General features: G+C 58.9%; 14 protein-coding genes. 3 read left to right on the plus strand and 11 right to left on the minus strand.

What is annotated here, in order from left to right; translation table 11 throughout:
• Positions 1 to 57: 57 nt before the first annotated feature.
• On the minus strand, positions 58 to 399 hold the full coding sequence (locus tag FHT92_RS02835) for a hypothetical protein (RefSeq protein WP_183744365.1): 342 nt from the start codon (positions 397 to 399) through the stop codon (positions 58 to 60).
• A gap of 470 nt (positions 400 to 869) precedes the next feature.
• On the opposite strand from FHT92_RS02835, the gene FHT92_RS02840 reads away from it, so the two are divergent.
• The 3 genes from FHT92_RS02840 to FHT92_RS02850 all read left to right on the plus strand — a co-directional run bounded on the left by FHT92_RS02840 (position 870) and on the right by FHT92_RS02850 (position 4,356).
• On the plus strand, positions 870 to 2,771 hold the full coding sequence (locus FHT92_RS02840; RefSeq protein ID WP_183822371.1) for a bifunctional diguanylate cyclase/phosphodiesterase: 1,902 nt from the start codon (positions 870 to 872) through the stop codon (positions 2,769 to 2,771).
• Between the two features lie 73 nt (positions 2,772 to 2,844).
• Positions 2,845 to 3,489, plus strand: coding sequence for an HD domain-containing protein (locus FHT92_RS02845; RefSeq protein WP_183822373.1), 645 nt, complete (start codon positions 2,845 to 2,847; stop codon positions 3,487 to 3,489).
• Between the two features lie 9 nt (positions 3,490 to 3,498).
• Positions 3,499 to 4,356, plus strand: a complete 858-nt coding sequence (locus FHT92_RS02850) for an MOSC domain-containing protein (RefSeq protein WP_183822376.1) — start codon at positions 3,499 to 3,501, stop codon at positions 4,354 to 4,356.
• Between the two features lie 8 nt (positions 4,357 to 4,364).
• Here FHT92_RS02850 and FHT92_RS02855 read toward each other — a convergent pair whose 3' ends face one another.
• From FHT92_RS02855 to FHT92_RS02900, 10 genes are all read right to left on the minus strand, one after another.
• Entirely contained in the window at positions 4,365 to 5,360 is a 996-nt protein-coding gene (locus FHT92_RS02855; RefSeq protein ID WP_183822379.1) for an aldo/keto reductase, read from the minus strand.
• A gap of 110 nt (positions 5,361 to 5,470) precedes the next feature.
• Positions 5,471 to 6,241, minus strand: a complete 771-nt coding sequence (recO, locus tag FHT92_RS02860) for a DNA repair protein RecO (RefSeq protein WP_183822381.1) — start codon at positions 6,239 to 6,241, stop codon at positions 5,471 to 5,473.
• Between the two features lie 54 nt (positions 6,242 to 6,295).
• Entirely contained in the window at positions 6,296 to 6,664 is a 369-nt protein-coding gene (locus FHT92_RS02865; protein WP_183744377.1) for a chemotaxis protein CheY, read from the minus strand.
• A gap of 442 nt (positions 6,665 to 7,106) precedes the next feature.
• Positions 7,107 to 7,859 (minus strand): Crp/Fnr family transcriptional regulator, encoded by a 753-nt coding sequence (locus tag FHT92_RS02870; RefSeq protein ID WP_183744380.1) that lies wholly within the window; start codon positions 7,857 to 7,859, stop codon positions 7,107 to 7,109.
• Positions 7,860 to 8,061: 202 nt separating this feature from the next.
• A complete protein-coding gene (gene era / locus FHT92_RS02875) occupies positions 8,062 to 9,000 on the minus strand; it encodes a GTPase Era (RefSeq protein WP_183822384.1) in 939 nt (312 codons plus the stop codon).
• A gap of 8 nt (positions 9,001 to 9,008) precedes the next feature.
• Entirely contained in the window at positions 9,009 to 9,725 is a 717-nt protein-coding gene (gene rnc / locus FHT92_RS02880; protein ID WP_183744386.1) for a ribonuclease III, read from the minus strand.
• Positions 9,722 to 10,465 carry a signal peptidase I gene (lepB, locus tag FHT92_RS02885; RefSeq protein ID WP_183822387.1) on the minus strand — a complete coding sequence of 248 codons (744 nt, stop codon included), beginning with the start codon at positions 10,463 to 10,465 and terminating at the stop codon, positions 9,722 to 9,724. Before lepB ends, rnc begins: the two co-directional genes overlap by 4 nt.
• A gap of 114 nt (positions 10,466 to 10,579) precedes the next feature.
• Positions 10,580 to 10,984 carry a holo-ACP synthase gene (gene acpS / locus FHT92_RS02890; RefSeq protein WP_183822390.1) on the minus strand — a complete coding sequence of 135 codons (405 nt, stop codon included), beginning with the start codon at positions 10,982 to 10,984 and terminating at the stop codon, positions 10,580 to 10,582.
• 34 nt (positions 10,985 to 11,018) lie between these two features.
• Positions 11,019 to 11,609 (minus strand): DUF2062 domain-containing protein, encoded by a 591-nt coding sequence (locus tag FHT92_RS02895; RefSeq protein ID WP_183822393.1) that lies wholly within the window; start codon positions 11,607 to 11,609, stop codon positions 11,019 to 11,021.
• Between the two features lie 143 nt (positions 11,610 to 11,752).
• Positions 11,753 to 11,902: a DUF3563 family protein gene (locus FHT92_RS02900; protein ID WP_183744396.1), complete on the minus strand. Its 150-nt coding sequence runs from the start codon at positions 11,900 to 11,902 to the stop codon at positions 11,753 to 11,755.
• Positions 11,903 to 12,017: the final 115 nt, after the last annotated feature.

Below are 12,017 nucleotides of genomic sequence, written 5' to 3' on the forward strand. Positions count from 1 at the left end.
AAAAGGCAAGAAAAAGCCGGCCGCGAGGCCGGCTGACCAAGCATGCTGACGAAAGGGTCAGGCGGCAGCACCGAGATCGAACTCGCCGTAGGTATTGCGATAGATCTGCATCGCCTGGTCATCGGCATCAGGGGCAAGCTGCTGCAGCGCATAGGGAACGGCCGTTCCGCTCGCCGAGCCGGTGTCACTGTATTCCATCATGAGCGCGACGAGTCTGCTCGGATATTTCGGCGCCGAATTGTCGACATCACCGTCTTCGAGAAATTCCCTGATGATGCCGGGCTTTTCATCTGCCGCGCGCTCGGTGCGGCTCAACACGCCGTCGCCATTGGCATCGAGCCGCGAGAGCGTTGCCAAATATGCATAAGAGATGTCTGGAACTGATGAAAGAGCAGTCATACAAATCTCCATTCACCGCTTCCTACGGTGAGGGTCTGTACGCAGTACGCGGGTGGAAAATATCAAAGACTGGCTTGCTGGTTAAACTGATTTGCGGCCTCGGTCAATAAGCTGTTAACTCTCGATTAACCATAGTTGACAAAGCGTAACTGCCTGCCGCGACGGCAGTTTCATTTTAGCTCGATAAGCCAGGTTTCTTCGTTATTTCAGTAGTTTGTGAGATACGAGCAAATTACCGGCCAGGTATAAAGAGCCGCCCGGTTGCAACCGATTATTAATCGGAGCGGTAGAAGATGCCGCATGCAGGTTGCTGTAAACGGCCATTTGCAGCCTACAAAAAATTGATTCTCATATTCATTTTAGAAAGGTCTTTTTTATGCCAGGCGCGATATGGCACCTTTGCCAATCGAAGACGTCTTTGCCTTTTGCCATGCTTCCATCGCAACCGTCCCGCGAGGGGACCTGTGCGCATGAAAGCTGAGGCGCTTTTCTGGCAACAGTGCACGCAGGCCGTCAATGAGGACGGATCTATCGATGCAGAGCATCTGATGGAGCTCGTCATCGCGACCTATCGCAGCCATGAAAGCGGATATGATGAGATCGAGCGCAGCGCCGAGATGCTGCTTACCGAAAATCGCGAACTTCGGGACACTATCAGTTCCACTGCCCAGGCGCTTGCAGAACAGCACAAGCTCTTCGAAATCGTCCTGAACAATCTGCCGCTCGGGCTCAGCGTGTTCGATGCGGACCAGCGGCTGACCCTTTCCAACCTGCGCTTCCGCCAGCTCTTCGGCTTTAGCGACGGCGATGTTGCGCCCGGCACGAGGATTGCCGACCTGATGCACAAGACGCATGGCACTGAGCAAACCGGTGCCAGGACACGCAGCAGGAAGGAAGGCCAGGAGGCCTCCTCGAAGGCCAGGCGCATTCGCCGGCGCGAATGGCTGATGGATGACGGCCGCATCATCCAGAGCGTCGTCACCATTCTTGCCGACGGCAGCAATATCGCCATTCATGCCGACATTACCGAAGACCGCAAGGCTGCCGAACGCATTACCTATCTCGCCCACCACGATCCGCTGACGGGCCTGCCGAACCGCATTCGCTTCCGCGAACAGCTCGATGCGGCTCTTGCCGAGCGCAGGCAAGACGAGCAGATCGCCCTTGTGCATCTCAATCTCGACCGGTTCAAGTCGATCAACAATACGCTGGGCGTCTCGGCCGGCGACAAGATCCTGCAGCAGGTCGCAGAGCGCATCCGCGCCTCGGCCGGCTCGGAGAATATTCTTGCCCGTCTCGGCTCGGACGAATTCGCGATCCTGCAGACACACCGCCAGCAGCCGTGGAATATCACGGCACTCGCCGATCAGATCCGACGAGAGCTCAGCGAACCCTTCTTCCGCGGCGACAAGCAGGTGGAACTCAGTGTTTCCATGGGCATTTCGATCGCTCCAGACGATGCTGCCGAAAGCGATAAGCTGCTGCGCAACGCGGCGGTCGCTCTTTCCCACGCCAAGGCGGACGGACGCCGGCACCAGCGCTTCTTCACCGACGAGATGGACGAAAAGATGCAGGCCCGCCATGCGCTGGAGGCCGATCTGCGCGCCGCCGTGCAGAACGAGGAATTCGAGCTTCACTACCAGCCGCTCTACGATCTGGCGCAGCATCGCATCTGCGGCTTCGAGGCGCTGATCCGCTGGAATCATCCGGTGCGCGGTCGCGTCCCGCCGATGGAGTTCATCCCGCTTGCGGAGGAGGTCGGCCTCGTGGTCGATATCGGCCGCTGGGTTTTGCAACGCGCCTGTAACGATGCAGTGCGATGGCCCGAAGATATCAAGATCGCGGTGAATGTCTCGGCCATCCAGTTCAGCAGCAGCGACCTGCTGCAGGATGTCAACAAGGCGCTTGCAGCCGCAGAACTCTCGCCGTCACGTCTGGAACTGGAAATCACCGAGAGCGTGCTGATGGAAAATCGCGATGAGGCATTGCCGATCCTGCATGCGCTCAAGGAGCGCGGCATCCGCATTTCCATGGACGACTTCGGAACCGGCTATTCGTCGCTGAGCTATCTATCGAGCTTCCCCTTCGACAAGATCAAGATCGACAAGTCCTTCGTGAACGATATCGTCGATCATAAGGAAGCGCATGCGATCATGCGCGCGATCATCCTGCTCGGCGATGCGCTCGGTATGCGCGTGACCGTGGAGGGCGTGGAGACCGCAGAACAGATGGCACTACTCGAACGCGAGGCATGCGACGAGATCCAGGGCTATCATATCAGCCCCCCAAAACCGTTCGGCGATGCGGCGCACATGCTGTCCATGCCGGCAAAGAAGAATGGCACTACGCCGTTCGCCAAGCGCCGGCACTGATCTCGGCACGTTGCGACTCGCCGGCCAAGCCGTTATCGACTGTATGCGAACCCTTTGAAAACCGGTGACGACGATGTTCAAGGCCGAAGCCTTCTTTCCCCACGAGTCTCTGGCGGTCGAGCTCATTCCACATGCGACCGAGGGTGACGACGGGTCTCATGACCTTGCCCATATCCTGCGTGTCTTCCGCAACGCCATGCGTATCCATGCTGCGGAAGGCGGCAAAGGCCACGTGCTCGCCGCTGCCGTACTGCTGCATGATTGCGTCGCCGTCGAGAAGAACTCGCCGCTGCGCGCCCATGCCTCGGCGCTCGCCGCCGAGAAGGCTTCGCGGATATTGAAAGAGTTTGGATGGGACGCCGAGGATATCGCCGATGTCGCCCATGCGGTGACTGCGCATAGCTTCTCGGCGAACGTGCCACCGGAAACGCTAGAGGCGAAGATCCTGCAGGATGCGGATAGGCTGGATGCCATCGGCATGGTCGGCGCGGCGCGCTGTTTCTATATAGCGGGGCGGCTCGGATCGGGCCTCTACGATCCGTTCGATCCTGCTGCCAAGGATCGAGCGCTCGATGACAAGCGTTATGCGGTTGACCATTTCCAGACGAAGCTGTTCAAACTGGCCGATGGTTTCCAGACCCGGACCGGCCGCGAACTGGCCGCCGCCCGTGACAGGAGCCTGCGCGACTTCCTCGCGGCATTTATGGACGAAATCTAGGAGCCTATGATGCGTGTCAGCGATCTCTTCATCTATCCGCTCAAGAGTGCCCGCGGCGTCGCCCTGCCCGCTACCGAGATCGATGCCTATGGCCTGCCCGGCGACCGGCGCGCCATGGTGACGGACGCGGACGGACATTTTATCACGCAACGCGAGCTCCAAGCCCTTGCCCGCATCGACGTACGGCCCGAAGCCGGCGCCTTCCGGCTGCTGATGCAGGGCAAGTCCGACATCGCCGTTCCGCCGCCACATCCGGACCGGCGGCTCGATGTCACGGTCTGGAAATCGGTCGTCAACGCTGCCGTTGCCGATGATGACAGCAACGGCAGGCTTTCGGAATGGCTCGGCCGCGAGGTAAAGCTCGTCTTCTTCGACGGTCAGGCTCAACGAACGGCCAATGCAGAATGGGCGGGCGAAGGCACGCCGGTGACCTTTTCCGACGGCTACCAAATCCTGGTGACAACGACTGGATCGCTGAAGGCACTCAACGCCGATCTCGCAGCCCATGCCGAAGGCGGCGTTGGGATGGAGCGCTTCCGGCCGAATATTGTCATCGACACGGACGAGGCCTGGGCAGAGGACCGTTGGGCTGCGATCGAGATCGCTGGCATCCGCTTCGACCTCGTCAAGCCCTGCGCCCGCTGCATCATGACGACGCAGGACCAGTTGACGGGGTCGCGCGATGTCGCGAACCCCATGCCCGCCATGGGCCGCATCCGCATGTCGGGCGACCGGCGTGTGCCCGGCCCGCTTTTCGGTTGGAACGTAACCCCGCGCGGGACAGGCAGGGTCGCAATCGGCGACGAGGTGAAGATCATCGACGCGCGGCCGGAAGGCTGGACCTTCAAGGTGCGCGTCCGAGCCTAAACGCTGTCTTAGACGCGAGCCAGCGCCGCATCGATCTCCGTCATCACATCGGCCGGCAATGGTCCCTTTTCCAACGCGCCGGCATTTTCCTCGACCTGCGCCACCGTCCGGAAACCGGGAATAGGCAGGGTGCGAGGCGAACGCGCCCAGAGCCAGGCGAGCGCACCCTGCGTCAGCGTACGTCCGCCAGAAGTCAGCAGGCTGCGCACTGCGTCCAGCCTTGCGGCAAATTCCGGCGCCATGCGTCCATCCTTGAAATAAACCATCCATTCGAGCGCTGCACCACGCACGTCCTTGGCGCCGACGGCCTTGTCCGGCGTGAATTTGCCTGTCAGCAGGCCCATGGCAAGCGGACCGCGATTGATGGAGATAAGGCCGTTCATTTCGACGACATCGATCATTTGAGGCACGGGCTCGAAGACGTTCATCGTATGCTGGATCGAGACGAAACCCGGCCGGCCGGCATGGCGGGCGGCGCGATCGGGGAAATCCGTGCTCCAGCCAAAGGCATCGATCTTGCCCTCATTTCGCATAGCCTCCAGCGTATCGAAAACTGCGTCGGACTGTTCCAGCGGAAAATCGTTGATGTGGAATTGCAGGAGATCGAGACGCTCACGCTTCAGACGGCGGAGAGAGGTCTCGACGGACTGGCGGATGAATGCCGGATCGGCAAAAGCGCCGGTCGCCTGCTTCGTTTCCGGATTGGTGGCAAAACCGAATTTGGTGGCGATGACGATATCGGCGCGATTACCAATCGCCTGTCCCAGAACCTCTTCCGAATGGCCGGCACCGTAATTCGAGGCCGTATCGAAAAAGCGAATGCCAAGGTCAATCGCGCGATTGATCGCGGCGATGGATTCATTGTCGTCCACCTCACCCCAGCCGAGCGGCGTGTCGCCGGCGAAGAACGGACCGCCGATCGCCCAGCAGCCCATGCCGAGGCGGGGAATCTCCTGTCCGTTCCAGAGCGTGATGGTGGTCGATGTATCGGGCCTGGTCAGCATGGCTTCCTCCTTGAGCGCTAGGCACTTTCCTGATCGACGGAGAGATAGGGGTGCGGCGCATAAGGGTAAACCGCCAAAACTGAAGACTATTTTGCAGCAATGAAAAGCCCTCAGGCAGAAAGTTCATCCGGCCGCAAAAGCGCCCGCGCAGCCGGATTCAGCGCCTTGAGTGCTGCCTGAACAAAGCCCTCGCGCGCTGCCGAAGCCTCCAGGCCACGCGGTTCATAGACATGTCGATGCAGAAAGAATCCTGTCAGACGGAATGCTGCCGCGAGACTTTCGAAATCGGCCGCGTGGTTTTCCCCTGCATTCAGGAAAGCTGGCAAAAGGAGCATCTTGTCGGCCCAAGGCTCTCCGGCACCGCGGCTCACGGCGCGGCCGGATTTCGGCGAGACATAGGCGAGATCGGTGCGGGTTCCGGTCGCCGCGCATTCGGTAAGATCGAGCCCGAAGCCGAGGTCGTTCAACACTGCAAGCTCGAAGCGTACGAAAAGCTCGCCGGCATCGGTGGGGTTGTGAAGATGATCGAGGATGACTTCCAGCGCCTCGAAGAGATGCGGATGCGGATCGCGTTCGGGGAGCAGGCGCAGAAGGGCACCCATGGCCTGCACACCGTAGACGGCGGTTGCCGTCTCCATCAGCCGCGCGGCACGCAGCTTTACCGGTTCAAGGCGGAACTCACCGAGATGTTCATCCAGCCGGGCACGCCAGGTGATCTCCACCTCATTGCCGGGCTGCAGCATCGGCTGCATTGTGCGCGAACGGCCGGAGCGGACGAGACCGAGATGACGGCCGCGCTCACGCGTCATCACCTCGGCGATGACGCTCGTCTCGCCATGGCGCTTGACGCCAAGTATGATCGCCTGATCCTGCCATTGCATCGGAAAACCGTCCTTCAGCCTGCCGATTCATTTTAAAGCACGGTTCGAGCTATGTCATTCCGCCGGCGACGGGAAAAGCTTCTGGAGGAAGTCGCGCATCGCATTCTCGTCGAAAGGTTTGACGAGAAGGGGCACATCCTGAAGATCGGTCGGGAAATCCTGCGTATCGGAATAGCCGCTGACGAAGCCGAACGGAATATTCGCCAGCGACAGATCCCGCGCGAAATCGAAGCTCATCGCCTCTCCCAGATTCACGTCGAGAAGCGCGAAATCGTAATCTGCGACCCGGATTGCGTCCCTGGCCTGATCGACGCTATTGGCAATATCGATAGTATCGGCACCAACGAGACGCAGGATATCCTCCGCCTCCATTGCGATGATAAGACTGTCTTCCAGGACCAGAACACGGGTTCTTGCGTTCATGATCTCCATGCCCCTCGTGAAGCGCAGACTATGCGGCGCTTCGGCCTTTTTGCAAACATCATTCCGCCATTGCCCCACCTCGACCGTTGACGGCGATTGCTCACCACAACTGAATAACCACATTTTCGCCTCCGGTCGATAAAAACGAAAGTCGTCGGAAAAGATGACGCGACTCTATTTTTTCCGAAGTCACTTTGCATTTAAAAAAGACATCAAGGCTGAGCAATCCGAACAAGAGAGATTCTACAGTATCGGCTCGAGAATCGGAATCGATTTTCGGAAAGCCTGTTGGGAGATTCAATGAGTTGGAGCGTCCTTTGTGCGTCCGAATGGCGCACAGCGCTCTAAAAGCACATCGCGATCCTTCAGATCCCGCCACGTTTTTTTGGTTGAGGCATGTCGTTATCGCAAAATAACTGCTGCACGCTTTTGCGGGCATGCTTCAGATGAAAGGACGCTTTCCTTCTCGCATTCCTTCCCAGCCCGCCACCTGCATCAGTCCCTCTCCGTCCAGCACGTCGCAGCCGCGTTCCTGCCAGCGGATCAGATTGCGCCCCGCAAGCTTTTTCAGCGTCTTGTTGGTGTGAACGATCGAGAGACCGAGCGTGTCGGCAATATGCTGCTGCGTTATCGGGATGACATTGCGGCCGTTGAAAAGGCTTAGCTTCCTTGCGCGCTCAAAAAGGAAGGCGATGAGATATGCGGCTCTTTCGAGCGCCGTGCGACGGCCAATGCTCAACAGGTGTTCATCGAGAATGCGCTCCTCCTGCGCCGCGATCCAGGTAATATCGAAAGCGAGCGAAGGGTGCCTGTTATAAAGGGTCATCAGTTTGTCGCGCTCGAAGACACAGAGCGTTACCGGCGACAAAGCCTCCACCGAATGTTGCATCTCGCCCATGATCGTGCCCTGCAGACCGATCAGATCGCCGGGCATGATGTAGTTCAGGATCTGCCGGCGGCCATCCTCCAGCATCTTATAGCGAAAGCCCCAGCCTGAGAGCACCGTGAAGAGATGGGCGCTGTGCGCAGCTTCGACCAGGATAGTCGCACCCGCATCGACGGCCAGTTCGCCCCTCTTGAATCTGGACACGAAGTCCAGCTCATCGCGGCTGAACTCCCGGAAATGCGGCAATGGCCGCAGCGGACACTGCTCACAGGGCGTCTTGAAGGAATGGGTGGGTTTTGCCGTCGCCATCTTGCCCCCGCCGTCGCAAAAATCGGCGCTGCAGGGTGCAGCGCCGTTACCATACCAATGCGCCAGCAGGCCGATTTGTTCCTTCGAACAGACAGCGATTTTTATAAAAAAACAAAGGGCTGAGTGCCCCTTGTCAATTTTCTTGCCAAACCAAAGCGCGTCGCGATTTTTTAAACAGCTGCGCACTTTTGCGCGACATGCCTTAGCGCGGAAATTCGAGGCCCATTTCACGGAAGCGCTCAGGATCATCGCCCCAGTTCTCGCGTACCTTGACGAACAGGAAGAGGTGGACGGGCTGCTCGAGGATTTCAGAGAGTTCGCGGCGCGACGCCGACGAGATCGCCTTGATCGTTTCGCCGCCCTTGCCAAGCGCTATCTTCTTCTGGCTATCGCGCTCGACATAAATGACCTGTTCGATGCGCACGGAGCCATCCTTGCGCTCTTCCCACTTTTCCGTCTCGACATGCGAGGAATAGGGAAGCTCCTGATGCAGGCGAAGGAAGAGCTTCTCGCGGGTGATTTCGGCGGCCAGCTGGCGCATCGGCAGATCGGAGATCTGATCCTCCGGATAGTACCAGGGGCCTTCCGGCAGGTTTTTTGCCAAATAGTCCATCACGTCGTCGCAGCCCGAACCGTTCTCCGCCGAGATCATGAAGGTCTGGTCGAAGTCGACCTTCTGGTTCGCAGTGGCAGCGATCGCCAGAAGCAATTCGCGGTTGACGCGGTCGATCTTGTTGAGAACCAAAATCTTCCTCTGGGGAACGTCCTTCAAGCCTTCGAGGATGGCTTCTGCGTCGCCGCGCAGGCCACGCTCGCTGTCGATCAGCAGCATGATGAGATCGGCATCCTTGGCGCCACCCCAGGCGGATGTGACCATGGCGCGATCGAGGCGGCGGCGCGGCTTGAAGATGCCGGGCGTGTCCATGAAGACGATCTGCGCATTGTTATGAATGGCGATGCCGCGCACGATGGCGCGCGTGGTCTGCACCTTGTGGCTGACGATCGACACCTTGGCGCCCACGAGGCGGTTGACCAGCGTCGACTTGCCGGCATTGGTGGGGCCGATCAGGGCGACGAAGCCGGAATGCGTCGGATTGCTTTCGGCGGCGTTCTCGGCCGCCATTTCGTTTTCTTCTGTCATTGATCCCGTCAATTTCCGGCAGATGCTGCCTGCCAAATGCCTTCGCGCTCGAGCATTTTCGTCGCGGCGACCTGTTCTGCGGCGCGCTTGGAGCGCTCTATGCCTGTTTCCGGTGCGACGCCAGCGACTTCTACAGTCACCTTGAAGCGCGGATCATGATCCGGTCCGCTGCGTTCTTCAACCCGGTAGACGGGCGTGACGCCATATTTGGCATGCGACCATTCCTGCAACTCGGTCTTTGCATCACGGCGAGCACCATCGGCGCGCACCGCCCTGCCCTCCCAATAGCGCAAGATGAAGCGGCGGGCGACCTCCAGGCCGCCATCGAGATAAAGCGCAGCGATCAGGCTTTCGACGACATCAGCGCGCACGTTCATCATGCGTTTGTCGGTGAGCTTCTTCACGTCGGCGCCAGTGCGGATATAGAGATGGAGATTGAGTTCGTCGGCAACTGCCGCGCAAGTTTCGGCGCTGACGAGTTGGTTCAGGCGCACTGAAAGTTCGCCTTCCGCCGCAGTCCCGAAGGTACGGAACAGCAAGTCGGCGATGCAGAGGCCGAGAACCCTGTCACCGAGAAATTCAAGCCGCTCGTAATTGCCCTTGTCGGTACGCGCGCTGGCATGGGTCAGCGCGCGGTCCAGACGTTCCTTCTCGGTAAATTCATGCCCGATCAGGGTTTCAAGCTTTGCGCGGTCCGCCGCTGAGAGCGCCTGCGCCTTGCTCATTCAACAACCTTGAAGAGGCGATCCCAGCGCATGTTGGTCGGCCATTTCCAGATTTCGCGGAAGGAAGTGTCGTTGCCGAGCGAGAAGAAGATGACGCTAGCGCGGCCGACAAGATTTTCCGCCGGGACGAAGCCGACATCGAAGCGGCTGTCGAGCGAGTTGTCGCGGTTATCGCCCATCATGAAGTAATGGCCTTCCGGAACGATGAACTCACGGGTGTTGTCACCGCGAGAGACGGGCGACTGATCGAGCGTGTCATAGGTCTTGCCATCATCAAGCGTCTCGCGGAACACAGGCACGTCCTGGCCCGGGTCGAGCTTGTAGTCGGAATTGAAGGCACCATCAGGCACCTTCGGAACCGGCTTGCCGTTGATGTAGAGAATACCGTCGGTTACCTGGATATGATCGCCCGGCAGGCCGACGACGCGCTTGATGTAGTCGACATCGGGATTCGGCGGGAAGCGGAAAACGACGATATCCCCGCGCTTCGGATCGGAACCGAAAACGCGACCGCTGAAAATGTCGGGCGAGAAAGGCAGCGAATATTTCGAATAGCCGTAAGCAAACTTGTTGACGAAGATATAGTCACCGACCAGCAAGGTCGGCATCATCGAGCCCGAGGGAATGGTAAAGGGCTGGAACAGTACGGTCCTGATGACCATCGCCAGGATAAGAGCCTGGATGATGACCTTGATATTTTCCCAGAGGGCATTCGGCTTGGCTTGGACTTTTTCGGACACGCAGTCTTATTCCTTCAAAACGCCATCAAGGCGCATTTCTTTCTGATGTTCTCTCTAGCGGCTTCGGCCGATGGCGGCAATAACGACCGCATTAAAAGCGACGAGAGGCCGCTATCATACGACATCCGGCAGCGCTTCGATGATCACGAAAGCCTGAGCCAACGGATAATCATCGGTTATTGTCAAATGAATGGCGGCCTTATGGCCGGTCGGCAGCATGGCCTGAAGAACGGCTGCGGCACCGCCCGTCAGCTGCATCGTCGGCTTGCCGCTCGGCAGGTTGACGACGCCCATATCCTTCCAGAAAACGCCCTGCGAGAGCCCGGTGCCGAGCGCCTTGGAGCAGGCCTCCTTGGCGGCGAAGCGCTTGGCGTAGGATTCAGCCCGGTTGGCGCGGCGGTCCGAGCGAGCGCGCTCGATCTCGGTGAAACAGCGATGCGTGAACCGGTCACCGAAGCGCTCGATAGATTTCTCCACGCGCCTGATGTCGATGAGGTCGCTGCCAATGCCGATGATCATGCAAGAGGCCTTTCGGGAAAGAACTGCTTCGGGCTCAGACAGTCGGCATCTCTGCGGCCGGATCGGCGAGCCGTAGCCGCGCACGCTCCACCAGCCGGGCGCGACGGCGCGCCTGAAAGCCCCTGACGGTGTAGAATGTCAGTCCATAAAGCGCAACCGAGGTGACGGCTGCCGGCGGGATGGCACCGATCAGCATCGGCTCCAGCACCGGCTTCCAGAGTTCGGTGAAATGCAGCTTATGGAAGAGTTCGGCGAGATCGATCGTCTGCCCCGCCATCTGGTCCTGCCGGCTGAGCAGCAGGTGGCCGACTTCCCAGGTGATGCCCCAGATGAAAGGATAGGTCAGCGGATTGCCGAAGGCCGCACAGCCAAGCGCTGCCGCCACCATATTCCCCGACAGGAAATAGGTGATGACGAAGGCCATGACGAAATGCACGCCGATAAAGGGTGTCCACGAAACGAAGACACCCGCAGCGACGCCCACCGCGACGGCATGCGGCGAGGCAGTCAGGCGCAGGATGCGCATCATCAGATATTTTGGCGGGCGCAGAAAACCTTTACGAGGCCATACGAGCTCTCGCAGCTTTTCCTTAAATCCCGCGGGTTTGCGACGGCGAAACAACATGGCGCGTATTTAGTGCAGCGCACATGACCATGACAAGAGCGGCAAATGGAACCGCTTCACAAACAGGCCGTCTATTTTCTTTTTTCCAAGGGGCATAAATCATGCATAACGCCCCCTTCCTTACTTCAAGTATATCTCAGCGATTAGCGATTGCGGAAGATACCGCGATCGACCTGACGCTGACGATATTCAAGATCAATACGATCCTGCGAGCCATTGAGATATGCCATTTCACGTTCCTGAGCGGTCGGAGCGCGAAGGGCGCGGGCGAACTTCCTGATCGGTTCAAACATTGCTTTGCCTCATCTTCGTTTCATTTTTCGATGACCAGAAGATAGTCCCGGCAATGATTAATTACCACCGCTGTAACCTGAGCACAGCCATGCACATTGCGCATGGCTTGCCATT

The sequence above is a fragment of the Rhizobium sp. BK377 genome, from assembly GCF_014193935.1.
Lineage (GTDB): Bacteria > Pseudomonadota > Alphaproteobacteria > Rhizobiales > Rhizobiaceae > Rhizobium.